This window comes from Kitasatospora sp. NPDC008050 (assembly GCF_042957465.1).
Classification (GTDB): Bacteria; Actinomycetota; Actinomycetes; order Streptomycetales; family Streptomycetaceae; genus Kitasatospora.
Genome location: NZ_JBIBIJ010000001.1, coordinates 408,701 through 434,416 on the forward strand (window position 1 = coordinate 408,701; position 25,716 = coordinate 434,416).

A 25,716-nucleotide genomic window follows, 5' to 3' on the forward strand; every position below is an offset into this window, starting at 1 on the left:
AATGCGCCGGTTCAGGCAGCTTTCGAGCGTGTTCGAGCCGGGTCGCGCAGGATTCCTGCGTCGGCCCCGGCTAGCCGATCAGCTGCGACAGCACCACCGAGCTGCGGCTGCGCTGCACGCCGGGCTCGCGCCGGATCCGTTCGATCACGGCCTCCAGGTGCCGGGTGTCGGCGGCACGCAGATGGACCAGCGCGTCCGGGTCGCCGGTGACCGTCCAGGCCGCGACCACCTCGGCGAACTGGCGCAGACTGGCCAGGATCTCCTCGGGCGCGGTGCGCTCGCGGCAGTAGATCTCCACGAAGGCCTCGGTCTGCCAGCCGAGCACCTCGGGGTCGAGCACCACGGTGAAGCCGCGCACCACCCCGCGCGAGCGCAGCCGGTCGATCCGGCGGCGCACCGCGGTGGCGGAGAGGTTGGCGAGCAGACCGATCTCGGCGTACGAGGCCCGTCCGTCCCGGCCCAGGTGGGCCAGGAGCAGGCGATCGGTCTCGTCGAGCACGACGCCCCCGGACGCTCTGAATCGGTCGCTCTGCTCGCTCATGCGGTGCGGGGTCTCCAGGCTCGGTAACCGACAGGTGGGGTGCCGCCGGATGGGGGTGCCGACGGGTGCGGCTACCGCCCATTCTCCCGGACCCCGGTGATCAGTCCACCGCCACGATCAAGAAACCAGCAGCACGATCTTGCCCCGGGTCCGCCCCTCGGCGCTCAGTAGCTGCGCCGAGGCGGCCTGGGCCAGCGGGAAGGTCGAGGCGACGGTGACGGTCAGCCGGCCGCTCCGCACCAGCTCGCCCAGGGCCGCGAGGTCCGCGGCGTCCGGGCGCACGAAGACCAGACGGCCGCCGATGGCCAGCACCCGGGGGTCGACGATCGAGACGATCCTGGCCGGGTCCTTGACCAGCGCGCGGGAGGAGTCCAGCGGCTCACCGCCGCCGACCAGTGCGAAGGCCGCGTCCACGCCGTCGGGTGCCAGCGCCCGCACCCGCTCCACCAGGCCCTCTCCGTAGCTCACCGGCTCGGCGCCCAGCGAGCGCAGGTAGTCGTGGTTGTGCGCGCTCGCCGTGCCGATCACCCGGGCGCCACGGGCCACCGCGATCTGGGTGGCCAGGCCGCCGACCCCGCCGGCCGCCGCGTGGATCAGCAGGGTGTCGCCGGTGCCGATCGCCAGCGCGTGGACCAGGCCCTGGTAGGCGGTCAGCCCGGCCAGCGGCAGTCCGGCGGCCTGCGCCCAGCTGAGCACGGCGGGCTTGGGCGCCAGGGTCCGCACCGGGGCCGCGACCAGCTCGGCGTAGGTGCCGTGCTGGATGGCGTCCTTGCGGACGTAGCCCATCACCTCGTCGCCGACCTGGTACTCGGTGACGGCGGCGCCCACCTGCTCGACCACGCCGGCCACGTCCCAGCCCATGATCAGCGGGAAGTGCGCGTCCACCACGGCGTCCAGGCGGCCCTCGCGGACCTGCCAGTCGACCGGGTTCACCCCCGCGGCCCGGACCCGGACCAGGACCGTGTCGGGAGCCACCTTGGGATCGGGCAGCTCGACGTACTCGACGACCTCGGGGCCGCCGTACCTGTTGATCGCGATTGCCTTCATGCCCCCAAGAAATCACGCGCCCCCGCCGGTTCGGCAGCCCCTCGCCGACGTTGCGTCAGGTCCACACGCTGGGCCGAGTGGAGTCGGACATCGCGTCGAGTCGTTCGTGTCACATTGACATGATGGCCATCGTCAGACTGACGCGAACGGGTTATCATAGATAACGTCAGATAGACGAGAAGGCTGGGAGCGTCCGGCCGCATCAGGAGGGCACCCGCCCGTGACCACCACCGTTGACACCACGTTCGCCGAGCCGACCGCCACGCCGCTCGCCCTGCTGCTGCTCGGCCGCCAGGCCGACCCGAACAGCGAGCGCGGCGTGGAGTGCCCCGGCGACCTGCCGCCTGCCTCCGACCCCGACCTGGTGGAGCGCGCCCGCGCCGCCAAGGCGAAGCTCGGCAACCGGGTGTTCATCCTGGGGCACCACTACCAGCGGGACGAGGTCATCGAGTTCGCCGACGTCACCGGCGACTCCTTCAAGCTCGCCCGGGACGCCGCCGCCCGCCCGGAGGCCGAGTACATCGTCTTCTGCGGCGTGCACTTCATGGCCGAGTCCGCCGACATCCTCACCGGCGACGCCCAGCGGGTCATCCTGCCCGACCTCGCGGCCGGCTGCTCGATGGCCGACATGGCCACCGCCGAGCAGGTCGCCGAGTGCTGGGACGTGCTGACCGACGCCGGCATAGCCGACGTCACCGTCCCGGTCTCGTACATGAACTCCTCCGCCGACATCAAGGCCTTCACCGGCCGGCACGGCGGCACCATCTGCACCTCCTCCAACGCCAAGCGCGCGCTGGAGTGGGCGTTCGAGCAGGGGAGCAAGGTCCTCTTCCTGCCGGACCAGCACCTGGGGCGCAACACCGCGGTGCGGGACATGGGCTTCTCGCTGGACGACTGCGTGCTCTACAACCCGCACAAGCCGAACGGCGGGCTGACCGTCGAGCAGCTGCGGGACGCCAAGATGATCCTGTGGCGCGGCCACTGCTCGGTGCACGGCCGGTTCACCGTGGAGTCGGTCGAGGAGGTCCGCGAGCGGATCCCGGGCGTGAACGTGCTGGTGCACCCCGAGTGCCGCCACGAGGTGGTCGCGGCCGCCGACGAGGTGGGCTCGACCGAGTACATCATCAAGGCCCTGGAGGCCGCCGAGCCCGGCTCCAAGTGGGCGATCGGCACCGAGCTCAACCTGGTCCGCCGGCTGGCCAAGGCGCACCCGGACAAGGAGATCGTCTTCCTGGACCGCTCGGTCTGCTTCTGCTCCACGATGAACCGGATCGACCTGCCGCACCTGGTCTGGGCGCTGGAGTCGCTGGTCGAGGGCCGGGTGCCGAACGTGATCACGGTCGACCCGGAGACCGAGAAGTACGCCAAGGCCGCGCTGGACCGGATGCTGGCCCTGCCGTAGCGCCGAGTGGGCCCGGGGCGTGCGCCCCGGGCCCACCGCCACCCGGCGGATACGGCCGGCGGATACGGCCGGCGGATACGGCCGGCGGATACGGCCGGCGGATACGGCTGAGGGGCGGCGCCCACCTGTTGGTGGGTGCCGCCCCTCAGCCGTTCGTCCCTACTCCGGCAGACCCGGAATCAGTCCATCGCCCTCGGACCGCAGCAGCTCACGGACCTGGTCCAGCGAGGCGCCCTCGTCCGGCAGGATCAGCTCGGACGGCTCCAGCGAGTCGTCCGGCAGCGGAGAGCCGACCTCGCGGACCGCGCTGAGCAGGCTGCCCAGGCTGGTCCGGAAAGCCGCCTCGTTCCCCGATTCCAGAGCGGTGAGCAGCTCGTCGTCGAGCTGGTTCAGCCGGTTCAGGTGCTCGTCCGCCACCCGGAACTGGCCCTCACCCATGATCCTCATGATCATGCTGGCGTCTCTCCCTGCTGTCGAAGCGGCCGACTTACTTGTGGTAGTTGATGCTCGGCGGCGGGGTGTCCTGCTGCGCCTGGCCGCCACCGTGCTGCTGCGCGCCACCACCGTTGCCCTGCTCGATCGCGGCCGGGCCCGAGGAGGGTCCACCGCCGAGCTCGGCCTTCATCCGGGCCAGCTCCAGTTCGACGTCGCTGCCGCCGGCCACCCGCTCCAGCTCGGCCTCGATGTCGTCCTTGCGGCCCAGACCGCTGGAGTCGTCCAGCGCGCCCGAGGCGAGCAGCTCGTCGATCGCACCGGCACGGGCCTGCATCTGCGCGGTCTTGTCCTCGGCCCGCTGGATCGCCAGGCCCACGTCGCCCATCTCCTCCGAGATCCCGGAGAAGGACTCCGCGATCCGGGTCTGCGCCTGGGCGGCGGTGTAGGTGGCCTTGATGGTCTCCTTCTTGGTGCGGAAGGCGTCCACCTTGGCCTGCAGCCGCTGGGAGGCGAGCGTGAGCTTCTCCTCCTCGGCCTGGAGCTGCTGGTACTGCACCTCCAGATCGTTGATCTGCGACTGCATCGCGGACTTGCGGGTGAGCGCCTCGCGCGCGAGGTCCTCACGGCCGAGGGAGAGCGCCTTGCGGCCCTGGTCCTCGTACTTCGCGGACTGCTGCTGGAGCTGCGTCAGCTGCAGCTCCAGGCGCTTGCGCGAGGTGGCGACGTCCGCCACGCCCCTGCGCACCTTCTGCAGCAGTTCAAGCTGCTTCTGGTACGAGTAGTCGAGCGTCTCGCGCGGATCTTCTGCACGGTCCAAGGCCTTGTTGGCCTTGGACTTGAAGATCAGCCCCATACGCTTCATGATTCCGTCGCTCATGGGCCTCGGGTGCCCCCTTCTCCGGCCTGCGGTTTCTATCTCGTACCGAAATCTACTGCGAGTGTATGTGCAGCGGGGTCACCACCGCAGTACACCTACCTGCAACAAGAGTGCTACGACCGCGGCGCCGCGGCCTCCTCCCCCAGGTGGATCTCCGGAGCCCCTCCCTGACAGGGCCCCGTGAGATGCCTCGGGGGATGGGGGTGATCGGGAGGTCAGCACGTACGCTTGTCGTGTGTTCCGACGCCGTTCAGACGATTCCGCCTCCTCCGCCACCGTGCTGGCCGAGCAGGACGACGCGCCCGCAGGCCGCGACCCGCAGGCCCCCAAGGGCCGCCCGACGCCCAAGCGCAGTGCTGCCGAGGCCAACCGGCGCACCCGGGTGACGGTCCCCAAGGACCGCAAGGAGGCCGCCAAGCAGGCCCGCGAGCGGCAGCGCTCCGACCGCGAGAAGCAGCGGATGGCGCTGCTCAACGGCGACGAGCGCGCGCTGCCGGCCCGTGACAAGGGCCCGGTGCGCCGCTTCACCCGCGACTACATGGACTCGCGCTGGTCGCTGGCCGAGTTCTTCCTGCCGTTCGCCGTGGTGATCCTGGTGCTCAGCGTGCTGCGCGTGCCGGCCCTGCAGCTGCTCTCCACGCTGCTCTTCGCCCTGTTCCTGGTGCTGGTCATCGTCGACTTCCTGCGCCTGGGCCTGGGGCTGCGCAAGTCGCTGGCCAACCGGTTCCCGGACGAGAGCCACCGCGGCGCGGTCGGCTACGGCCTGATGCGCAACCTGCAGATGCGCCGACTGCGGCTGCCCAAGCCGCAGGTGAAGCGAGGCGAGCACCCCTGACCGCCGAGCCGCTGCCGTACAACTGGGCCCCTGCCGCACAGAGCGCGTCAGGATCTGGTCTGTACGCGCTGCCCGGCCAGCTGGGGGGCCAGCACGACCGGACCCCGCAGCACGCGGGGTACGGCTACGGCGGCACCCAGGCGGACACGCAGAGCGGCACTCAGGCCGGCCCTCAGAGCGGCGCTCAGGTCGGCGGCCCCGGGCCGTACGGCAACCACCACGGGCTGCCGGCCCGCAGCGGTTCGTTCGCCGGCGGGGCGGGAGCCTGGCTGGAACGCCAGGGCGGCCTGCACAACCTGGTCCGCCAGGAGATGGTGGCCCGCCAGCTGGCCGAGCAGCTCGCCGCGCACTTCGGCGAGCGCGCCCGGCTGGCCCCACTGCGGGTGCTGGACGTCGGCTGCGGGCAGGGCACCCAGGCGCTGCGGCTGGCTCAGGCCGGCCACCTGGTCACCGGGCTGGACGCGGATCCGGTCACGCTCGGCGCCGCCCAGGCGATGCTGGCCGCCGAGCCGCCGGAGGTCCGCGAGCGGGTCCGGCTGCTCAGCGGCGACGGCCACCACTGCGGGCGCTGGTTCGGGCCCGGCAGCTTCGACGTGGTGCTCTGCCACGGCGTGTTGATGTACCTGCCCGACCCGGATCCGCTGATCGCCTCGCTGGCCCGGATGCTCGCCCCCGGCGGCCTGCTCTCGCTACTGGCCCGCAACCGGGACGCGCTGGCCATGCGGGCCGGGCTCACCGGCGACTGGCGGGCGGCACTGCAGGCCTTCGACTCCGACCACTACACCAACCGGCTGGGCCTGACCGCCCGGGCCGACCGGCTGTGCGACCTGGTCACCACGCTGCGCGAGGTCGCGGTGCCGCTGCGGCACTGGTACGGCGTGCGGGTCTTCAGTGACGCCATGCCCGACCACGCCGCGCCGGTCGACGGGCGCCAGCTCGGCCAGCTGCTGGAGGCCGAGGACCGGGCCGGGCGCGAGGACCCGTACCGCCAGGTCGCCTCGCTGCTGCACCTGGTCGGGACCAAGTAGCCGACCTGGCGGCCGAGCGGGTCACCGCGGGGCTCCCGGCGCGACGGGAGCGACGGGAGCGACGGGAGCGACGGGAGCGACGGGAGCGACGGGAGCGACGGGAGCGACGGGAGCGACGGGAGCGACGGGCGACCGTCAGGCCTCGTTCAGGCTCATCGGGTAGATCTCCTGGTCGTCCTCCAGCAGGACCACCCGCTCGACGCCGTCCGCCAGCAGCCGCTTCCACTCCTCGCCGATCCACGACTCGGCGTCGCCCTGGCTGGAGAACTCCTCGACGCCGCCGGCCGGCGTGATGACCGCACCGTCCGTCGCCTCGTACCGCCACGTCCACACCATGCCCGGCTCCTTCACTTCCGCTGCCCGCCGGCGCTGGCCGGCCGACGCTCGATCCGCATGTCCGCGCAGGCTACCGCGCAGGGGTCAGGCTGCCCGCCGCACCACCGCTCAACCCCTCAAGACCGACCGGCACATGCCGGGCGGTGTCGCGCCGCCCGGACTCGGCCCGCTGCGAACATCAGCCGCTGACGCGGCGGGCGCTCCTTCACCCCCCCACCATGTGCCGGTCGGTCTGAGCCAGGATGGGCCGCATGACTCGCACCCTGATCCTCGGCGGCGCGCGCTCCGGCAAGTCCACCCGGGCCGAGGCGCTGCTGCTCGACCAGCCCGACGTGCTGTACCTGGCCACCGGCGGCCACCGGGACGACGACCCCGACTGGGCGCAGCGGATCGCCGTGCACCGCGAGCGGCGCCCGGCGGGCTGGCGCACCGCCGAGACCGTCGACCTGGTGCCGGTGCTGGCCGACGACAGCGACCCGGCACCCGTGCTGATCGACTGCCTGGGGCTCTGGCTGACCACCGTGATGGACCAGGAGAACGCCTGGGACGACGCAGCCTGGGAGCAGGGAGCCGCCCGCGCGGTGGAGCGGCGGTGCGCCGAACTGGCCGAGGCGGTGCGGCACACCGCGCGCCGGGTGGTGGCGGTGAGCAACGAGGTGGGGCTGGGCGTGGTGCCGGCCACCGCCGCCGGGCGCCGCTTCCGCGATGCCCTGGGACGGCTGAACATGGCGGTGGCCGAGGCCTCGGACCAGGTGCTGCTGGTGGTGGCCGGACAGGTGATGACCATCAAGGCCGAAGCCCAGGGCGCCGCACCCCGGACAGGCTGACCCCCGGTTGGTATGGTTCCGCACGATGGACACCACTGTGGATCTCGATTCCTTCGCCTCGCTCGTGGAGCGCCCCGACGACGTTGCCCGGCGCGCGGCCGAGGATCGCTGGCTGGCGTTGGACAAGCCGCGCGGCGGTCTGGGCCAGTTGGAAGAGCTGGGCAGCTGGCTCGCCTCGGTCCAGGGTGGCACCCGGGTACGCGCGTTGAACGCGCCCAAGGTGCTGCTCTTCGCCGCCGATCACGGCATCGCCTCGCTCGGGCTCTCCGAGCTGCCCGCCGAGGGCGGCACCGTGCGGCGGGTGCACGCGGTACTGGACGGCAGCGCGCCGGTGGCCCGGCTGGCCCGCCGGTACGGCGCCGGGCTGCGGGTCATCGACCTGGCGGTGGACGCGGACACCGAGGAGTTCGGCTTCGAGGTCAGCCGCTACCGGGTGCGGCGCGGCTCGGGTCGGATCGACGTCGAGGACGCGCTGAGCGCCGAAGAGGCGGCCCAGGCGTTCCGGATCGGCATGGCGATCGCCGACGAAGAGGCCGACCTCGGCACCGACCTGGTGCTGCTCGGTGACCTCGGGGTCGGCTCGACCACGGTGGCGGCCGTGCTGATCGGCGCGCTCTGCGGGACCGACGCCGCCGCGGTCTGCGGCCGCGGCTCGGGCATCGACGACCGGACCTGGATGGTCAAGTGCGCCGCGATCCGCGACTCGCTGCGGCGCGCCCGCCCGGTGCTCGGCGACCAGTTGGGACTTCTCGCGGCCACCGGCGGCGCCGACTTCGCGGCGATGACCGGGTTCCTGCTGCAGGCCGCCGTGCGCCGGCTGCCGGTGCTGCTCGACGGCGTCGTCTCGGCTGCCTGCGCGCTGATCGCGCAGCGGATCTCCTTCCGTGCCCCGGAGTGGTGGCGGGCCGCGCTGCTGACCGGTGAACCCGCGCTGGCCAAGGCCTACGACCGGCTCACCCTGACCCCGCTGCACGACCACCAGGTCACCATGGGCGAGGGCGTCGGCGCCCTGCTGGCCCTGCCGCTGCTGCAGGCCGCCTCCGACGCGCTCGCCGAGGAGTCCTTCGTGCCCGCCCCGGCCGCGCCCGTGGAGCCGGCCAGGCTGCCCACCGCCGCCGAGCTGCTGGGCCGGCTCTGAGCGGCGCCGAAACTCGCGCGCTTCGCCTGCCCGGTCTGCGGTTCGCCTTCGGGACGCTGTCCGTGCTGCGGGTGCGGGTGGCGCGCTGGGACCGGGAGGCGGGCGGCCGGGCGATGATCGCCGCACCGCTGGTCGGACTGGTGCTGGGCGCGCTGGCCGGCGGGCTGGGTGCGCTGGTCTGCTGGCGCGGTGGGCCGCTGCTCGGCGCGGTGGCCGCCGTCGCCGCGCTGGCCGGGCTGACCCGCGGGCTGCATCTGGACGGGCTGGCGGACGTGGCCGACGGGCTGGGCAGCGGCAAGCCCGCCGAGGAGGCGCTGCGGATCATGAAGCAGTCCGACATCGGCCCGTTCGGCGTACTCAGCCTCGTTCTGCTGATGCTCGGTCAGATCGCCGCCCTGAGCGGGCAGTTCGCCCACTCCGAAGGGCGCGGCGCGCTCGCCGTCCTGACCGCCGCGGTGGCCGGGCGGTGCGCGCTCGGCTGGGGCTGCCTGCGTTCGGTCCCCGCCGCCCGGCCCGGCGGCCTGGGCGCGATGGTGGCCGCCACCGTGCCGCTGCCGGCGGCGCTGGCCGCCACCCTGCTCAGCGCCGCGGGACTGGCCCTGCTGGGCACCCACCCGCGCTACGCCCTGGCCCTGACGCTCGGTCAACTCGCCGCCGCCGCACTGCTGCGGCGCTGCCTGCGCCGGTTCGGCGGGATCACCGGGGACGTGCTCGGCGCACTGGTGGAGACGGCGGCGCTGGCCGCGCTGCTGGTGCTCGCCCTGGGACCGTGAGCCCGGCGCGAACCCCGACGGCAGGTCCATCCGTACTCAACCCCGGTGAACCCGCACGGAATCCGTCCCGGATTCCGTCCCGAAATCCCACGGACGCCCGGGCGCGGCGGCATCCCACCATGCGGACTACCATGCGGTGAGCACTGTAGCCCTGCGCCGTCACGGCGGAGCATGCTGGGGCTGTTGCCATACCGCATAAATCCGGCCGTGGACCGCGAAAGAACAGGACGCAAATACGTGACTGCATTGTCTGTGAGCACCTCCTCCGCCGCCGCGCTGCGCGCGGATGCCGTGGTCATCGGCGTAGCGAAGGGCCCCAAGGGCCTGGTCGTCGCCGCCGGCGCCGAGGCGCTGGTCGAGGCCTTCGACGGCAAGCTGGCCGACGTCCTGACCACCCTGGGCGCCACCGGTGCCGAGGGTGAGACGGTGAAGCTGGCCGCTCCGGCCGGCCTCAAGGCCGGCTTCGTGCTGGCCGTCGGCCTGGGCCAGGCGACCGAGGACGGCTACCCCGAGGAGGCGCTTCGCCGGGCCGCCGGCGTTGCCGCGCGCACCCTGGCCGGCGCCAAGAAGGCGGGCCTGGCGCTGCCGGCCGAGTCGGCCGAGCAGGTCGAGGCCGTGGCTCTGGGCGGCCTGCTGGGCGCCTACGACTTCACCGCCTACCGCACCAACGGCGGCGGCAAGGAGCCGGTCGGCGAGCTGATCGTGCTGACCACCCGCAAGGGCAGCAAGGACGCCAAGGCCGCCCTGGAGCGCGCCACCGTGCTCGGCGAGGAGATGAACCGGGCCCGCGACCTGATCAACACCCCGCCGAACGACCTGCACCCCAAGGCCTTCGCCGCCATCGCGCAGGCGGCCGGCAAGGAGCACGGCATCAAGGTCGAGGTGCTCGACGAGAAGGCGCTGGCCAAGGGCGGCTTCGGCGGCATCCTGGGCGTCGGCACCGGCTCGGTCAACCCGCCCCGCCTGGTCAAGCTGGCCTACACCCACCCGAAGGCCAAGGCCACGCTGGCCTTCATCGGCAAGGGCATCACCTACGACTCGGGCGGCATCTCGCTCAAGCCGGCCGGCCACAACGAGACCATGAAGTGCGACATGTCCGGCGCCGCCGCCGTGTTCGCCGCCGTGGTCGCCGCCAAGCGCCTGGGCCTGGCCGTCAATGTCACCGGCTGGCTGGCGCTGGCCGAGAACATGCCCTCGGGCTCGGCCACCCGCCCCGGCGACGTGCTGCGGATGTACGGCGGCAAGACCGTCGAGGTGCTCAACACCGACGCCGAGGGCCGCCTGGTGCTGGCCGACGCGATCGTGCGGGCCGGCGAGGAGAGCCCGGACGCGATCGTCGACGTGGCCACCCTGACCGGCGCCATGGTGATGGCGCTGGGCACCCGCACCTTCGGTGTGATGGCCAACTCGGACGGCCTCCGCGACCAGCTGCACGCCGTCGCCGGGCGCGCGGGCGAGCAGTCCTGGCCGATGCCGCTGCCGGCCGAGCTGCGCAAGGGCATGGACTCCCCGGTGGCCGACCTGGCCAACATGGGCGAGCGGATGGGTGGCGGCCTGACGGCCGGCATCTTCCTGCAGGAGTTCGTGGCCGACGGCATCGACTGGGCCCACCTGGACATCGCCGGCCCGGCGTTCCACGAGGCCGCGCCGTACGGCTACACCCCCAAGGGCGGCACCGGCAGCGCCGTGCGCACCCTGGTGCAGTACGCGCAGGAGACCGCGCAGCGCTGATCGCCACGCTGATCGGCCGATGGGGCCCGGTGTCACTGGACACCGGGCCCCATCGGCCTTTCCGGCCCGTCGGGCACACCGCTCCACCGACCGGCTTGTCGCTGTATCGACTTTTCCACCCGGTTACCGATCAGTAGCAGGCGCAGGCCGTCGACCTGCGCATTCGACCGCTGTTCGCCTCCGGCGAAACTTTGTTCCACGAAGCGGAATCCCAACCCCGACAGATCGGCGTGAGCGTCCGATCAGGCCGCGGCAAGGCCGCGTTGACCTGGGCCGACAGGGCCGGCAACGGGTCTTGGCAGCCCTCCGGAGGCGGTCGCACACCCCCCGCAGGGTGGACCCGGACACCAGCTGCCGTGAACAAGTGCGAAGATGTATTTCCGGCACGACTGGGCGCCCCACAAGGGCTTCCCGCACACCGGACCAGCACCGGCCCGGACGGATCCACACCCCATGGCATGGAGGACGTGACGTGGCGAACGACGCCAGCACCGTTTTCGACGTAGTCATTCTCGGAGGCGGAAGCGGCGGTTACGCCGCGGCGCTCCGCGCCGCTCAGCTGGGTCTGAGCGTGGCCCTGATCGAGAAGGGCGAGCTGGGCGGTACCTGCCTGCACCGGGGTTGCATCCCCACCAAGGCGCTGCTGCACGCCGCCGAGATCGCGGACGAGACGAAGGAAGCCGCCGAGTTCGGCGTGCTGGCGACCTTCCAGGGCATCGACATCAACGGCGTCCACAAGTACAAGGACGACGTGATCGCCGGCCTGTACAAGGGCCTGCAGGGTCTGGTCGCCTCCCGCAAGGTGCACTTCATCCAGGGCGAGGGCCGGCTCTCCTCGCCGACCTCGGTGGATGTCAACGGCCAGCGGGTCGAGGGCCGCCACATCGTGCTCGCCACCGGCTCCGTGCCGAAGTCGCTGCCGGGCCTGGCCATCGACGGCGACCGGGTGATCTCCTCGGACCACGCCCTCAAGCTCGACCGGATCCCGAAGTCGGCCGTCATCCTCGGCGGCGGCGTGATCGGTGTCGAGTTCGCCTCGGTCTGGAAGTCCTTCGGCGTCGACGTCACCATCGTCGAGGCCCTGCCGCACCTGGTGCCGCTGGAGGACGAGAACTCCTCCAAGCTGCTGGAGCGGGCCTTCCGCAAGCGTGGCATCAAGTTCGAGCTCAAGGCCCGCTTCTCGGGCGTGGAGTACACCGAGACCGGTGTGCGCGTCTCCACCGAGAACGGCAAGCAGATCGACGCCGACCTGCTGCTCGTCGCCATCGGCCGCGGCCCCGTCTCGGCGGGCCTCGGTTACGAGGAGGCCGGGGTCGCGATGGACCGCGGCTACGTCCTGGTCGACGAGTACATGCGCACCAACGTGCCCACCATCTCGGCCGTCGGCGACCTGGCCCCGACCCTGCAGCTGGCGCACGTCGGCTTCGCCGAGGGCATCCTGGTCGCCGAGCGGCTGGCGGGCCTCAAGGCCGTGCCGATCGACTACGACGGCGTGCCGCGGGTCACCTACTCCAACCCCGAGGTCGCCTCGGTCGGCATCTCCGAGGCCAAGGCCGTGGAGCTGTACGGCAAGGACAAGGTCGTCACGCTCAAGTACAACCTGGCCGGCAACGGCAAGAGCAAGATCCTCAAGACCGCCGGCGAGATCAAGCTCGTCCAGGTCAAGGACGGCGCCGTGGTGGGTGTCCACATGGTCGGCGCCCGCATGGGTGAGCAGGTGGGCGAGGCCCAGCTCATCTACAACTGGGAGGCGCTGCCCGCCGAGGTCGCGCAGCTCATCCACGCCCACCCGACCCAGTCCGAGGCGCTGGGCGAGGCCCACCTGGCCCTGGCCGGCAAGCCGCTGCACGCGCACGACTGATCGTCTGGGCCCGTCCTTACATTCCCTGAACTTCCTGAACGCAAGACTTGATAGGAGTCGCTGAAACCATGGCGGTCTCAGTAACGCTGCCCGCGCTGGGCGAGAGCGTGTCCGAAGGTACTGTCACCCGCTGGCTGAAGGCCGAGGGCGAGCGAGTGGAGGCCGACGAGCCGCTGCTCGAGGTGTCGACCGACAAGGTCGACACCGAGATCCCCGCGCCGGCCTCCGGCATCCTCGCGTCGATCAAGGTCGCCGAGGACGAGACGGTCGAGGTGGGCGCCGAGCTGGCGATCATCGACGACGGCTCGGGCGCCCCGGTCGCGGCTGCCGCCCCGGCCGCCGCCGCTGCTCCGGCCCCGGTCGCCGAGGCTCCGGCCGCGCCGGCCCCGGTTGCCGCCCCCGCTGCCCCGGCCCCCGCGCCGGTCGCCGCCGCCCCGGCCGCGCCCGCCGGCGACGCCACCCCGGTGCTGCTCCCCGCCCTGGGCGAGTCGGTCACCGAGGGCACCGTCACCCGCTGGCTCAAGGCCGAGGGTGACACCGTCGAGGTGGACGAGCCGCTGCTCGAGGTCTCCACCGACAAGGTCGACACCGAGATCCCCTCGCCGGTCGCCGGCGTCGTGGTGAAGATCCTGGTCGGCGAGGACGAGACCGCCGAGGTCGGCGCCCAGCTCGCGCTGATCGGCGCGGCGGGTGCGGTCGCGGCCGCTCCGGCTGCCCCGGCCGCCCCGGCCCCGGTTGCCGCCCCCGCCGCACCGGCCGCCCCCGCTGCCCCGGCCCCCGCGCCGGCTCCGGTCGCCGCCCCGGCCCCGGCTGCTCCGGCCCCGGTTGCCGCTCCGGCTCCGGTCGCCGCTGCCCCGGCCGCTCCGGCTCCGGCCCCCGCGCCGGTCGCCGCCGCGCCGGCCCCGGTTGCCGCCGCCCCGGCCGCCGACGCCGGTGACGCCTACGTCACCCCGCTGGTCCGCAAGCTCGCCGCCGAGCACGGCGTCGCGCTCTCCACCGTCGCCGGCACCGGCGTCGGCGGTCGGATCCGCAAGCAGGACGTGGTCGCCGCCGCCGAGGCCGCTGCTGCCGCCGCCGCTGCCCCGGCCGTCGCTGCCGCCCCGAAGGCCGCCGCGCCGGTCGCCGCCTCGCCGCTGCGTGGCCAGACGGTCAAGATGACCCGGATGCGCAAGGTCATCGGCGACAACATGCTGAAGGCCCTGCACGAGCAGGCCCAGCTGACCAGCGTGGTCGAGGTGGACGTCACCAAGGTCATGAAGCTGCGCGGCAAGGCCAAGGACGCCTTCCTCGCCCGCGAGGGCGTGAAGCTGTCCCCGATGCCGTTCTTCGTCAAGGCCGCCGCCCAGGCCCTGAAGAGCCACCCCTCGATCAACGCCCGGATCAACGAGGCCGAGGGCACCATCACCTACTTCGACACCGAGAACATCGGTATCGCGGTGGACTCCGAGAAGGGCCTGATGACCCCGGTCATCAAGGGTGCGGGCGACCTCAACCTGGCCGGTATCTCCAAGAAGACCGCCGAGCTGGCCAGCAAGGTGCGCGGCAACAAGATCACCCCGGACGAGCTGTCCGGCGCCACCTTCACGATCAGCAACACCGGCTCGCGCGGTGCGCTGTTCGACACCGTCATCGTGCCGCCGAACCAGGTCGCCATCCTGGGCATCGGCGCGACGGTCAAGCGCCCCGTGGTCATCGAGACCGAGGAGGGCACCGTCATCGCCGTCCGCGACATGACCTACCTGTCGCTCTCCTACGACCACCGCCTGGTGGACGGCGCCGACGCCGCCCGCTACCTGGTGGCCGTCAAGGAGATCCTGGAGTCCGGCGAGTTCGAGGTCGAGCTCGGCCTGTAGCCCCGGCTTGCCATCAGCGGTGAACGTCGGCCGGCCCGCCCCGCTCGGGGCGGGCCGGCCGACGGCATTTCCGAGCACACCACGGCACGGCCCGCCACCTCCCGTTCACCCGAACCGGGGGCGTGGCGCGAGTGGCGCGGGCGCGGATGGTGTGCGTTTGCCACGTAGAACAGGGATGCTGGAGCGGTGATGTACGAGACGGACTTCTGGCAGATCATCGACGAGTGCCGCGACGCCGCCGAGGGCGATCCGGACGATCAGGCCGACCTGCTGGTGGAGCGGCTCGCGCAGCTGACACCGGATGAGGTGATCGACTTCGCGCGGCTGTTCGAGGCGCGGTTCCAGCGCGCGTACACCCGGGAGCTGTGGGGGGCCGCCTACCTGATGCTCGGCGGCGCGTCGGAGGACGCCTTCGACTACTTCCGCTGCTGGCTGATCGCGCAGGGCCGGGAGGTGTTCGAGGGGGCCCTGTACCACCCGGACGACCTGGCGGAGCTGGTGCCCGACTTCGACGAGGAGGAGGACGGCGACGCCGAGGAGTTCGGCTACGCCGCCGACGAGGCACACGAGCAGCTGACCGGGCTGCCGCTGCCGGACCTGGGCAACAACCAGCCCCGGCTGCCCGAAGGGCCGCGGTTCGACTTCGCCGACGGCGCGGAGATGGCGAAACGATTCCCCAAGTTGTGGGAGATCTACGGGGATTGAGGCCGATCGGGCCATCGTGCTGCCGGCCGGCGGCCCAGGGGCAGCGGCCGGGAGGTGCCCCCGCGGGAAGAGAGTCCGGGCGTCGCGACGCCCGGATTTCCGCTGTCAGGTGGCGTTCGGGGCGGTGGCCGGCTGGATGCCGGTGGCGATCTGGTCCAGCACGGCAGGGCCCGGGGCCTGCGGGTCGTCGTCCACCGAGCCCACCATGGTGGTGAAGCCGCCGCCGGGGGCCGGCAGGGCGATCAGCAGCAGGTAGCCGGGCCCGGCCTGTTCGGGCAGCACGTGCCAGCGGACCGCGAAGCCGCTCTGCCCGGCCACCGTGACCGGGCCGCTGGCCAGCTCCTGGTGCGAGCTGAGCCGGCCGAAGAGCTGCGGCGCGTAGTCCGACATGGTCTGGCGGGCCACCGTCTGCGCGTCCGGGCCGCTCGCCGCCCTGCTGTCGATCTCGAAGTTGCCGCGCACGCAGCCGCCCGGGGTGGCGCACTGATAGGGGCCGGTGACCAGCAGGAGGGTGGTGGAGGCGTCGTGCTGGGCGACGGACCAGCCCTGGGGCAGCGGAACGCTCCAGCTGTGCGCGGCGTCCGGCACCAGGCCGGCGCCGGGCGAGGCCGGGGAGACCGGGGAGGCATCCGGCGGGAGGGCGCCCGGGGAGGCCGTGCCCGGCGGGAGGGCGCCGACGCCGGCCGACGGCGGGTCCGCGGGCGCGGTGGCGGGGCCGGTGGGGCGCAGCGAGGCACCGTTGCCGGCCGGGCCGGTGCCGCTCGGCAGCGGACCGCGGCCGGTCCCGGCGCCGGGCGGCACCGCCGCCGAGGCGTGCTCGCTCCGGCCGGGGCTCCTGACGAGCGAGATCGAGATCCCGGCCGTGAGCACCACCAGGGTCAGCGCCCCCGCCAGCACTCCGACGATCAGCCCCGTGCGCTTGCGCGCGGGCGGCGGTGCCGGGTAGCCGGGCGGCTGGTAGCCGTAGGGCGGCGGCACCGTGGCGGGGCCGGGCGGCAGCGGCGCCGGGGCCTGGGCCGGCGCCTGCACCGGCACGGGGTAGCCGTAGCCGAGGACCTCGGCCGGGTCGGGGATGGCCGGGTGGCCGTAGGCCGGGGAGGCGTCGGAGAGCGAGCTGGGCGGCTCGGCGGGGCCGGCGACGACCGGGTGGGCGGAGGGCTGGGGAGCCGGCTGCGGGGCCTGCGGCACGGCTGCCGACGGCGGGGCGGCCGCGATCGGCGGGGCGGTGTGCGGCGCAGCGGGGTACGGCGGGGCCGCCGCCGGTGGCGCGGCGGCGGGGACGGGCGCGGCGGGGACGGGCGCGACAGGAAGGGACGCGACGGCCGGCGGCGGGGCGTCCGGTGGTGGAGCGGCCCCGTCCCGGCTCCCGTGCGGAGCCGCGGCGAACGGCGCACCCGAGGGCGGCAGCGGCCGGGTACGGGCGGTCCACACCGCGCCGTCCCAGAAGCGCTCGCGCGCGCCGTCCGCGCCTGCGGCGGACTCCGGGTCGGGGTACCAGCCGGGAGGGGTGAAGTTGCTCACCGCCGTACCGTATCGGGCCCGGTGAACCCACGTCAGCGGTGCCCCGACCAGCGGCGCACAGGCGGGTCGCGGTCCGCCCGGCGGCCGGGCCCTGCCAGGATGGCGGCATGCGTATCGCTGTCACCGGTTCCTCGGGCCTGATCGGCTCCGCCCTCGTCCGCTCGCTGCTGGCCGATGGCCACCAGGTGGTGCGGCTGGTGCGCCACCGCCAGGCGCTGGGCCCGCGGCCCGACGGCTCGGTGGCGATCGGCTGGAACCCGGCGCGCGGCGAGCTGGACCGGGCCGGCCTGGCGGGCACCGAGGCCGTGGTGCACCTGGCGGGAGCCGGGGTGGCCGACCACCGCTGGACGCCGGCCTACAAGCAGGAGATCCACGACAGCCGGGTGCTCGGCACCCGCACCCTGGCCACCGTGCTGCCGACCCTGGACACCCCGCCCGCCGTGCTGGTCAGCGGCTCGGCCGTCGGGTACTACGGGCAGACCGGGGCCCGGCCGATCGACGAGACGACGCCCGCCGGGGACGACTTCCTGGCCCGGGTCTGCATGGACTGGGAGGGCGCCGCACAGCCCGCCGCCGAGGCCGGGATCCGGGTGGTGCACCCGCGCACCGGGCTGGTGCTCAGCGCGGCCGGCGGTGCCGGCGGGCGGCTGTTCCCGCTCTTCAAGCTGGGGCTCGGCGGCCGGCTGGGCTCCGGGCAGCAGTACTGGAGCTTCATCTCGCTGGCCGACCAGGTCGCCGCGCTGCGGTTCCTGATCGACCGCCCGGAGCTGACCGGCCCGGTCAACCTGACCGCGCCGGAACCGGTGACCAACACCGAGCTCACCGCCTCGCTGGGCCGAGTGCTGCGGCGCCCGACGCCTTTCCCGGTACCGGAGTTCGCGCTGCGGCTGGCCCTGGGCGAGATGGCGGTGGAGGTGGTGGGCAGCCACCGGGTGCTCCCGGCCAAGCTGCTGGCGGCGGGGTTCGTCTTCGCCCACCCGGAGGTGGACCAGGCGGTGCGGGCCGCGCTCTGAGCCGGTGACCGCGCGCGTGGGCCCCACCGGCGTGCCACCCGGTGGGGCCCACTGACGGACGCTCAGGAGCCCACCTCGGCTCCGCCTGGAACGGGCCTGTCAGGACCGCTTCCGGCTGATGTGCAGCGCTGCAGCGCCCGCCGCGAGGAGCGCGAGAGCGGCGGCGGCCAGCATCGGGGTCTCCGAACCCGTCTGGGCCAGCTCGTGGTGACCGTGCGGGCGGGCCGTCGGGTACGAGGCGCCGTGCCCGTGGTGCTCGGCCTTTCCGCTGCCGCCGCTGTGCGGCGCCACCTCGAACTCGTAGAGCTTCACGATGGTCACGTTGTGCGTGTCCTGCTTGTTCTGCAACGCCTGTTCGACGTCCTGCTTGTTCTGCTGCGCTTGGTTGTTGGTCTGGTTGTTCTGCAGGGTCAGCGCGAGGTTGACGTTCGTGGACTGGCCCTGGGTCTGGGTGTCGGTGTGGCTGTCCGTCTGGGTACCGGTGTTGCTGTTGGTGTCCGTCTGGGTGCCGGTGGTGCTGCTGGTGTTGGTGTTGGTGTCCGTCTGGGTGCCGGTCAGACCCTGGCCCTGCTGGTTGCCCTGCCCCTGGCTCTGACCTTGACCCTGGCCCTGCCCCTGACCTTGGCCCTGGCCCTGGCCCTGGCCACCGGGCTGACCGCCGTGGTCGCCGTGGTCGCCGTGGTCGCCGTGCTCACCATGGTCGCCGTGCTCGTCCTCGCCCGGCTTCACATCATGGTCGCCGTGCTCACCATGCTCGCCGTGCTCACCGTGGTCGCCGTGCTCGTCCCAGCCCGGCTTCGCACCGTGCTCACCGTGGTCGCCGTGCTCACCATGCTCGCCGTGCTCACCGTGGTCGCCGTGCTCGTCCCAGCCCGGCTTCGCACCGTGGTCGCCGTGCTCACCCAGCCCGGGGAGCACGCCGTGGTCGCCATGCCCGAGCTCGCCCCACGGCATGGTGGGAAGCCAGCTCTCGCCGTGCTCAGGCCCGACACCGCCCGGCGTCTGCGGCTTCCCACCGCGGGCCGGGTCCTGCCCGGCCGGCTGCTGGGGGTTGCTCGCGTCCGCCGGGCCGGCGGCGGTGTTCACGTCCGGCGCCATGGCCGCCGGGTCGGCCGCGTCCGCCGGGCCGGTAGTGGCGATCACGTCCGGGGCGGCAGCGCCGACGCCCGGACGCATGGCCTCCGGCGTCCCCGCGTCCGGAGCCGACGCGTCCGGCTGCGAAGCGGCTGCGAACCGGTCATCACCGGAGTCGGCCTGCCGACCCGGGTACATGACCTTGGTGGTGGCGCCCTGCTGCCCGTCCATGGCCATCTGCAGGACGCTGTCGATCCAGGCGCCCTCCGCGCCCATGGTGTCGCTGGCCGCGCCGTGGTCCGGGACGGTTGCGGCCTCGGCGACGGTGCTGGCACCCCAGACAAGTGCGACCGACGTGAGTCCGGACAGGGCGAGGCTGGTGATGCGTGTTCGCATGTCACTCCCAGTTGATCGGAAAACCTGATCAACTGTGTACGCCCGCCAGTGAGCGCATCGTGGCAAGCGAAGCCGCGGGGTAGCTGGTTCGAGTGGATGCACTACTCCGATTCACCGCCTCGCCGCGAGCCGTGTGGCACCGGAGCTCGCGACGGCGCGCTCTTCGGCGCGAGGGGGCGCACGCTACGGCGCACGGCGCCCGCACATGCCCCCAGGCGTGCTACCGGCGCAGGGCGGAGCCCATCGATCCGGGCCAATGCCCTTGCCTGATCACGCTCCTGACGGGGCATCACCCCGTGGAACCGTCCCGGCACCCCGCAGCCGTCCGCCGGCCGGAGCTCCGGGACCAGGGAGGGAGCTCGCTCGTGACGCCACAGGACATCACCCGCCGCACCCGCGCCGACGATCCCGATGTGATCGTGGTCGGTGCGGGGCTGGCCGGCCTGGCCACCGCCCGGTCGCTGACCTCCGCCGGACTGGACGTCCAGGTGCTGGAGGCGACCGAGCGGATCGGCGGCCGGATGGCCGGCCACCAACTGGACGGCTACCGGCTGGACCACGGCGGTCAACTGCTCAACACCGGCTTCCCCGAGCTGGTGCGCCGGCTCGACCTGGAGGGGCTGGAGCTGCGCCCGCTGGCCCCCGGGGTGCTGGTGCACAGCGGCGGCCGCCGCTGCCGGGTCGGCGACCCGCACCTGCCCACTGCCCGGCAGGCCACCATCCGCTCACCACTCGGCAGCCCGCTGGAGAAGGCCCGGCTGGGCTCGGCGCTCAGCCGCCTGGCCGCCACCCCGGCCCACCGGCTGCTGGCCCGCCCCGAGACCAGTACCGCCCGCGCGCTGGCAGAGCGCGGGCTGCCACTCAAGATGGTGGACGGCTTTCTGCGCCCGCTGCTCACCGCACTGCTCAGCGACCCGGCACTCGGCACCAGCAGCCGGATCGCCGACCTGGTGCTGCGCGGCTACGCCCGCGGCCACCTCGCGCTGCCCGCCGCCGGCACCGCGGCCGTCCCTGACCAGCTGGCCGCCACCCTGCCGACCGACACGGTACGACTGGGCGTGCGGGTGGCGGCGGTCGGTGCGGACGGGGTGTGGACCGAGGAGCACGGCCGCCTCGGCGCCCGCGCTGTGGTGCTGGCCACCGACGCGCGGTCGGCCACGGACCTGCTGCCGGGCCTGCGGTTACCCGACTTCCACCCGGTGACGACCTATTACCACACCACCGCCGAGACACCACTGAACGAGGCGGTGCTGCTGCTGGACGGCGACCGCACGCACGGCCCCGCACCCATCTCGCACTCGCTGGTGCTCAGCCAGGTGCACGAGTCCTACGCCCCGGCGGGCCGCGCGCTGGTGGCCACCACCGTGCTCGGCCGCCGCGCCTTCGGCACCGGCGGGCCCGCCGCACTGGAACCGGCGGTACGCGCGCGGCTGACCGAGTTGTACGGGGTGTCGACGCGCGAGTGGGAGTTCCTGAGCGTGCGCCACCTGCCGGACGCGGTACCGGCGATGCCGCCGCCGCACAACCTGCGCCGCCCGGTGCGGGTGCTGGCCGGGCTCTACGTCTGCGGGGACCACCGGGACACCAGCAGCGCACAGGGCGCACTGGTGTCGGGGCGGCGGGCCGCCGAGGCGGTGCTGCGCGACCTGGACGTGTCCCGGCCGGCCGAGGTCAGCCAGGCCCGGGCGGCCTGAGCTCGACGGCCCGGGCCGACCGCCTGACCTGGACGGCCTGGGCTCGACCGCCTGACCTGGGCTGCCCGACTCGGGCTGCCCGGCCGGGGCAGTCCGGCCAGGTCGACCGAGCGACGGACCTGACCGCCGAGAGCCGCACCGCCGCCTTGCCGGAGCAGGGGGCGGCGGTGCGGCCGGCCCGGCGGCAGCTCGCCGCGCCCGGCGGCTGAGGGCTACTCAGATCACCCCCGCCTGCCGGGCCGACTCCTCGAAGGCGCGGGCTGCCGGGCTGCCGCGGTAGGGGGCCAGCCGGCGGTGGAAGTCGCGCAGGTACTCCACCGTGCGGGCCGAGCGCATCTCCCCCGCCGCGCGCAGCCCCTCGGTGGCCAGGGCGCAGGACTCGTCCAGGTCGCCCATCCCGAGCCGGGCGGCGGCCAGCACGATCCGGCAGAAGACCCGGCTGCGCGCGTAGGCGGCGCCGCGCAGCCGCAGCGACTTCTCGGCGTGCTGGGCGGCCGGGCGCCACTGCTGGAGGTCCCGGTAGCAGTGGGCAAACTCGTCGGCCAGCTGGGCCTCGTCGAAGTAGCGGGCCCAGCTGGGCAGGTCGTCGCCGCTGCGGGCGAGCGCCAGGGCCCGCTCGGAGCGGACCAGCGCCGTGGTGCAGGAGCGGGCATCGCCCAGCACCCCGTGCCCGCGCGCCTCGGCGGCGTGCATCAGCGACTGGATGGTCGCCGGGGCCGCGGTGCCGACGCCCTGCTGCGCCACCCTGGCCAGCTGGACCGCCTCCCGGCCATGGCCGAGGTGGACCGCCTGCTGGCTCATGGTGATCAGCACATGGCCGCCGAGCACCCGGTCGCCGGCCGCCTGGGAGAGCCGCAGCGCCTGGACGAAGTAGCGCTGCGCCAGACCGTGCGCGGCGATGTCGAAGGACGTCCAGCCGGCCAGTCTGGTCAGGTCGGCGACGGCCGCGAACAGCGCCCGGCCGATCTGCTCGCCGTAGCGGCCGCGCAGCATCGGCTCGGCCTCGCTCTCCAGGTAGCGCACCAGCGCCTGACGGGCGTGGCCGCCGCCGTAGGCGTTGTCCAGCGCGCGGAACAGGTCGCCGACCGCCCGGACGGCGGCGATGTCGCCGCGGCCGACCCGCAGACCCGCGCGGGCCACCCGCGTGCTCGCCTCGCCCGGGGCTGTCCCGGCCTGGGCCGGCAGGGCCGCCGTCCGGGTGCTGGAGACCAGCGGTCGCCGGGCCTGCGAGGGCACCCGCCCGGCCGGGGTGACCCGGCCCGCGGTGGGTCCGGCCCCGCGGGGCGGCGGATCGGCGTGATCCACCGCCGGGTCGAGCCGGGCCAGCGGGCCGTCCGGTCCGGCGACGTAGATGCCCGCCGAGCCGTCCCGGGCCACCTGCTCGTCGCTGCGGCCGATCAGCCAGTCCCGGCTGGGGACCACCAGGCCGGCCGGGGTGAAGGCGATCCGGCGCAGCTCGGACTGCGGCCCGGTGTCCTTGCGCCACATGCTGGCGACGATGTCCACGGCCTCCTGCGGGGTCTCGGCGAACTCCAGGCCCGCGTAGACCGGGGCGCAGGCGTCCAGGCCGATGTCCTGGGCGGACAGCCGTCGGCCCAGGCGCCGGGTGAAGACCTCCGCGATCAGGGCGGGCGTGGCGCCCCTCGGCTGCTGGCCGCGCAGCCAGCGGGTCACCGAGGTCTTGTCGTAGCGCAGGTCGAGGCCGTGCTCCAGGCCCAACTGGTCGACCCGGCGGGCCAGTCCCGCGTGCGAGAAGCCGGCCTCCTCGATCAGCGCGGCGAGCAGCGGGTTCTGGGCGCGGGCGGACTCGGCACGGGTCTGGGCCTCGCCCGGCGGGCTGTGGTGGAGTTCGGCCGGGCCCAGCGGGTGGTCGTCAGGGCGGTGCTGGAGGTCGTCAGGGCGGTGCTGGAGGTCGTCGTCCAGGCCGTGCCGGCCGTCCAGCGGGCGCGGTTCGTGCAGTGCGTCCTCGCCGTCCTCGCCGTCCAGATCGTGCTGGCGGTGCTGGCCGTCCAGCGCGTGCTGGTCATGCTGCTGGTTGTGCTGGTCGTCCGGCCGGAGCGCGCGGCGGTCGGCGAGCGGCGAGCCGTCCTGGCGTTGCGAGGGCAGGGCGGGCGCGCCGGAACGGTCCGGCTCGCCACGCCGTTCGTGCGGGGCCAGCGGGTCGAGCGGATCGTAGGCCGGGCTGTCGGTTGCAGGCCGTTGGGACATGTCAGTCAACACCTCTCGGACGCCGCGGTCCGGCCCCCCGGTGCCGTGCGCGACGCCCCTGTCGGGAATCGGCGTGAATGTAGCGAGCATTCGGGCGCTATGGGTGGATCTGGGCGGGCAATCCTCCGAACGGGTGAAGAGCACGCGTCCGTTCTGAGGAAGGTGCGGCGCTGGGGGTTTGGACCGCGCACGCCCCCGGCGCGCCCGGCCACCATGGCTTTCACCGCTACTCCCGCACCGACGGCTATGGCGACGCGGCACATGCCACGGCCTTCCCGGCCGGCGCCGAGATCTGACAGCATGTCGGGCACCATGGACGACCCCGGCGACCCACCCGCTGTCGGCACCGCCGTCGACGCCGCCGCCCCCGCGCTGCGACAGCTGCTCGACCTGCTCGCCGCGGGGGCCGCCGCCGAGGACTTCCCCGAGGTGCTCGCCGAGGCCCGCCGCCTGGGCGCCTCCCCCGCCGTGCTCGCCGAACTGGCGGAGGGCACCCGGCAGGCACTGCTGGTGCACCGGACGCTGCGTCAGAATCAGTCCCTTGAAGCCGAGTTGACCGCGCTCTTCGAGACCGCCACCGACCTGGCCGCCTCCCGCGACCTGGACGCGGTGCTGCGCGCGATCGTCCGCCGGGCCCGACTGCTGCTGGACGCCGACACCGCCTACCTGACGCTGTTCGACCCGGTGGCCGGCGACACCTGCATGCGGGTCACCGACGGCTCGGTCTCGCCGCTCTTCCAGGGACTGCGACCGGGCCTCGGCGACGGCCTGGGCGGCCTGGTCGCGCAGTGGGCCCGGCCGTACGCGACCGGCGACTACCGCACCGACGAGCGGTTCCGGCACACCGACCGGGTCGACGCCGGGGTGCTGGAGGAGGGCCTGGTGGCGATCCTCGGAGTGCCGCTGCTGCTGGGCGCGGATGGCGGCAAGGTGATCGGGGTACTGTTCGCCGCCGACCGCGCCCCGCGCGTCTTCGCCCCCGACCAGGTGGCCCTGCTCCGCTCACTGGCCGCGCACGCCGCGGTCGCCCTGGACACCGCGGACGCGCTGGCCGGCACCCGCACGGCGCTGGCCGAACTGAGCGCTGCCAAGGCCGAGTTGAACACCGCGAGCACCGTCATCCAGGCGCACGCGGCCGCCGTCCAGCGTGCCGAGCAGGCCCATGACCGGCTCACCGACCTGGTGCTGCGCGGCGCCGACCTGGCGGAGCTGACCGCCGAGGTGGCCGCCCTGCTGGGCGGCGAGGTCGCGGTCCACGACGCCGAGGGCCACCCACTGTCGGGCCGTCAGGGCGCGCCGCGCCGGCTGGCCGAGGCCGTGGAGCGCTCGCGCGCCGAGGGACGGGCAGTGCGACACGGCGACAGCTGGGTGCACGCGGTGCCGGCCGGGCAGGAGCCGCTGGGCAGCCTGGTGCTGCGCGGGCCGGCTGCGCTGGACGATCCCGACCGGCGGCTGTTCGAACGGGCGGGGGTGGTGACCGCGCTGCTCCTGCTGCTGCGCCGCTCGGTCGCCGAGACTGAGAACCGGGTCCGCGGCGAACTGCTCACCGACCTGCTGACCGCCCCCGAGCGCGACCGGGCCGGGCTGCTGGCCCGCGGGCGCCGCCTCGGGGTGGACCTCACCCGCGGCCACCTGCTGCTGGTGGCCGAGGCCGAACCGCAGGGGCGGGCCCGGCTCGCCGGCGCCGCCGCGCGGTACCTGTTCGGGCTGCGCGGCCGCGGCGGCGCCCGCGGGGTGAGCGCCGAACACGGCGAGGCCGTGGTGCTGCTGCTCCCGCAGGACGCCGCCGGGCCGCCCGAGCAGGCGGCCCGGGAGGCCGCCGAGCGGTTGGCCGGGCTGGCGGGCGGACCCGTGACGGTGGGCACGGGCCGGCCCGCCGCCGACCCACCGGCGCTGGCCGCCGCCTACGCCGAGGGCCGGCGCTGCGTACGCGCGCTGCGGGTGCTGGGCCGGGCCGGGCAGGGGGCCTCGGTCGAGTCGCTGGGCTTCCTGGGCGTGCTGCTCGGCGACGGGCACCAGGTGACCGGCTTCGTCACCCGCGCGCTGGGCCCGCTGCTGGCCTACGACGCACGACGGGGCACCGAGCTGGTGCACACCCTGCGGTCCTACTTCGCCTGCGGCGGCAGCCTGACCCGGGCCAAGGACGAGCTGCACGTCCACGTGAACACGGTGGTCCAGCGGCTGGAGCGGGTGGGGCAGCTGCTCGGGGCCGACTGGCAGGAGCCGGAGCGGGCGCTGGAGCTGCAGCTGGCGCTGCGCCTGCACCTGCTGACCTGAGGCGGGCGCCTGCCACGGAGCCCTGCCACCCAGCCGTCCGGGAGGGCCCGCCTGGAGGGTCGTCCAGGCGCCCCGCAACCCCTCTCGGACATCAGATCGAGCGGGCGTACAGTGGCGAGGTTGGGTCGCGGTCGGTCGCGAACG

20 protein-coding genes and 1 pseudogene are annotated in these 25,716 nt (G+C 74.0%); 13 read left to right on the forward strand and 8 right to left on the reverse strand.

Translation table 11 applies throughout. The features are described from left to right. Positions 1 to 70: 70 nt before the first annotated feature. Together ACFZB9_RS01720 and ACFZB9_RS01725 are read right to left on the reverse strand one after the other, a co-directional pair. Positions 71 to 541 (reverse strand): Lrp/AsnC family transcriptional regulator, encoded by a 471-nt coding sequence (locus tag ACFZB9_RS01720; protein WP_391442861.1) that lies wholly within the window; start codon positions 539 to 541, stop codon positions 71 to 73. Between the two features lie 117 nt (positions 542 to 658). Continuing rightward, entirely contained in the window at positions 659 to 1,588 is a 930-nt protein-coding gene (locus ACFZB9_RS01725; RefSeq protein ID WP_391442862.1) for an NADP-dependent oxidoreductase, read from the reverse strand. A 220-nt stretch (positions 1,589 to 1,808) separates the two neighbouring features. On the opposite strand from ACFZB9_RS01725, the gene nadA reads away from it, so the two are divergent. Then, a complete protein-coding gene (gene nadA / locus ACFZB9_RS01730) occupies positions 1,809 to 2,990 on the forward strand; it encodes a quinolinate synthase NadA (protein ID WP_391442864.1) in 1,182 nt (393 codons plus the stop codon). Between the two features lie 159 nt (positions 2,991 to 3,149). Here nadA and ACFZB9_RS01735 read toward each other — a convergent pair whose 3' ends face one another. Continuing rightward, entirely contained in the window at positions 3,150 to 3,443 is a 294-nt protein-coding gene (locus ACFZB9_RS01735) for a hypothetical protein (RefSeq protein ID WP_391442865.1), read from the reverse strand. A 34-nt stretch (positions 3,444 to 3,477) separates the two neighbouring features. Next, positions 3,478 to 4,287 carry a PspA/IM30 family protein gene (locus ACFZB9_RS01740; protein WP_327069527.1) on the reverse strand — a complete coding sequence of 270 codons (810 nt, stop codon included), beginning with the start codon at positions 4,285 to 4,287 and terminating at the stop codon, positions 3,478 to 3,480. Between the two features lie 250 nt (positions 4,288 to 4,537). On the opposite strand from ACFZB9_RS01740, the gene ACFZB9_RS01745 reads away from it, so the two are divergent. Continuing rightward, positions 4,538 to 5,137, forward strand: a complete 600-nt coding sequence (locus ACFZB9_RS01745; protein ID WP_391442867.1) for a DUF3043 domain-containing protein — start codon at positions 4,538 to 4,540, stop codon at positions 5,135 to 5,137. 311 nt (positions 5,138 to 5,448) lie between these two features. Continuing rightward, on the forward strand, positions 5,449 to 6,165 hold the full coding sequence (locus ACFZB9_RS01750) for a class I SAM-dependent methyltransferase (RefSeq protein ID WP_391442868.1): 717 nt from the start codon (positions 5,449 to 5,451) through the stop codon (positions 6,163 to 6,165). Between the two features lie 135 nt (positions 6,166 to 6,300). Here ACFZB9_RS01750 and ACFZB9_RS01755 read toward each other — a convergent pair whose 3' ends face one another. Then, a complete protein-coding gene (locus ACFZB9_RS01755) occupies positions 6,301 to 6,501 on the reverse strand; it encodes a hypothetical protein (RefSeq protein ID WP_391442869.1) in 201 nt (66 codons plus the stop codon). A 257-nt stretch (positions 6,502 to 6,758) separates the two neighbouring features. Here ACFZB9_RS01755 and cobU point away from each other — a divergent pair. The 7 genes and pseudogenes from cobU to ACFZB9_RS01790 form a co-directional block, all read left to right on the forward strand. Beyond that, a pseudogene (cobU, locus tag ACFZB9_RS01760) lies at positions 6,759 to 7,328 on the forward strand (bifunctional adenosylcobinamide kinase/adenosylcobinamide-phosphate guanylyltransferase); the annotation flags it as partial. A 25-nt stretch (positions 7,329 to 7,353) separates the two neighbouring features. Further along, positions 7,354 to 8,466: a nicotinate-nucleotide--dimethylbenzimidazole phosphoribosyltransferase gene (locus ACFZB9_RS01765; protein ID WP_391442870.1), complete on the forward strand. Its 1,113-nt coding sequence runs from the start codon at positions 7,354 to 7,356 to the stop codon at positions 8,464 to 8,466. Next, on the forward strand, positions 8,463 to 9,239 hold the full coding sequence (locus tag ACFZB9_RS01770) for an adenosylcobinamide-GDP ribazoletransferase (RefSeq protein ID WP_391443311.1): 777 nt from the start codon (positions 8,463 to 8,465) through the stop codon (positions 9,237 to 9,239). Before ACFZB9_RS01765 ends, ACFZB9_RS01770 begins: the two co-directional genes overlap by 4 nt. Positions 9,240 to 9,476: 237 nt before the next feature. Beyond that, entirely contained in the window at positions 9,477 to 10,970 is a 1,494-nt protein-coding gene (locus ACFZB9_RS01775; RefSeq protein ID WP_391442872.1) for a leucyl aminopeptidase, read from the forward strand. 472 nt (positions 10,971 to 11,442) lie between these two features. Continuing rightward, positions 11,443 to 12,831 (forward strand): dihydrolipoyl dehydrogenase, encoded by a 1,389-nt coding sequence (gene lpdA, locus ACFZB9_RS01780; protein WP_327069521.1) that lies wholly within the window; start codon positions 11,443 to 11,445, stop codon positions 12,829 to 12,831. Positions 12,832 to 12,899: 68 nt separating this feature from the next. Further along, complete coding sequence (sucB, locus tag ACFZB9_RS01785; protein WP_391442873.1) at positions 12,900 to 14,684, forward strand: 2-oxoglutarate dehydrogenase, E2 component, dihydrolipoamide succinyltransferase; 1,785 nt, start codon at positions 12,900 to 12,902, stop codon at positions 14,682 to 14,684. 189 nt (positions 14,685 to 14,873) lie between these two features. Further along, the gene (locus tag ACFZB9_RS01790) at positions 14,874 to 15,389 is read left to right on the forward strand and encodes a DUF4240 domain-containing protein (RefSeq protein ID WP_391443312.1); all 516 of its coding nucleotides are present in this window, start codon (positions 14,874 to 14,876) and stop codon (positions 15,387 to 15,389) included. Between the two features lie 105 nt (positions 15,390 to 15,494). Here the strand turns inward: ACFZB9_RS01790 and ACFZB9_RS01795 are convergent, their stop codons facing one another. Further along, the gene (locus tag ACFZB9_RS01795; RefSeq protein WP_391442874.1) at positions 15,495 to 16,910 is read right to left on the reverse strand and encodes a DUF2510 domain-containing protein; all 1,416 of its coding nucleotides are present in this window, start codon (positions 16,908 to 16,910) and stop codon (positions 15,495 to 15,497) included. A gap of 107 nt (positions 16,911 to 17,017) precedes the next feature. On the opposite strand from ACFZB9_RS01795, the gene ACFZB9_RS01800 reads away from it, so the two are divergent. Further along, positions 17,018 to 17,923 carry a TIGR01777 family oxidoreductase gene (locus tag ACFZB9_RS01800; protein WP_391442875.1) on the forward strand — a complete coding sequence of 302 codons (906 nt, stop codon included), beginning with the start codon at positions 17,018 to 17,020 and terminating at the stop codon, positions 17,921 to 17,923. Between the two features lie 99 nt (positions 17,924 to 18,022). Here ACFZB9_RS01800 and ACFZB9_RS01805 read toward each other — a convergent pair whose 3' ends face one another. After that, the gene (locus ACFZB9_RS01805; RefSeq protein ID WP_391442876.1) at positions 18,023 to 19,393 is read right to left on the reverse strand and encodes an LAETG motif-containing sortase-dependent surface protein; all 1,371 of its coding nucleotides are present in this window, start codon (positions 19,391 to 19,393) and stop codon (positions 18,023 to 18,025) included. A 365-nt stretch (positions 19,394 to 19,758) separates the two neighbouring features. On the opposite strand from ACFZB9_RS01805, the gene ACFZB9_RS01810 reads away from it, so the two are divergent. Beyond that, entirely contained in the window at positions 19,759 to 21,087 is a 1,329-nt protein-coding gene (locus tag ACFZB9_RS01810; protein WP_391442878.1) for an NAD(P)/FAD-dependent oxidoreductase, read from the forward strand. A gap of 216 nt (positions 21,088 to 21,303) precedes the next feature. Here ACFZB9_RS01810 and ACFZB9_RS01815 read toward each other — a convergent pair whose 3' ends face one another. Then, positions 21,304 to 23,295 carry a regulator gene (locus tag ACFZB9_RS01815; protein ID WP_391442880.1) on the reverse strand — a complete coding sequence of 664 codons (1,992 nt, stop codon included), beginning with the start codon at positions 23,293 to 23,295 and terminating at the stop codon, positions 21,304 to 21,306. A 300-nt stretch (positions 23,296 to 23,595) separates the two neighbouring features. On the opposite strand from ACFZB9_RS01815, the gene ACFZB9_RS01820 reads away from it, so the two are divergent. Continuing rightward, positions 23,596 to 25,572: a helix-turn-helix domain-containing protein gene (locus ACFZB9_RS01820; RefSeq protein WP_391442881.1), complete on the forward strand. Its 1,977-nt coding sequence runs from the start codon at positions 23,596 to 23,598 to the stop codon at positions 25,570 to 25,572. Positions 25,573 to 25,716 lie beyond the last annotated feature (144 nt).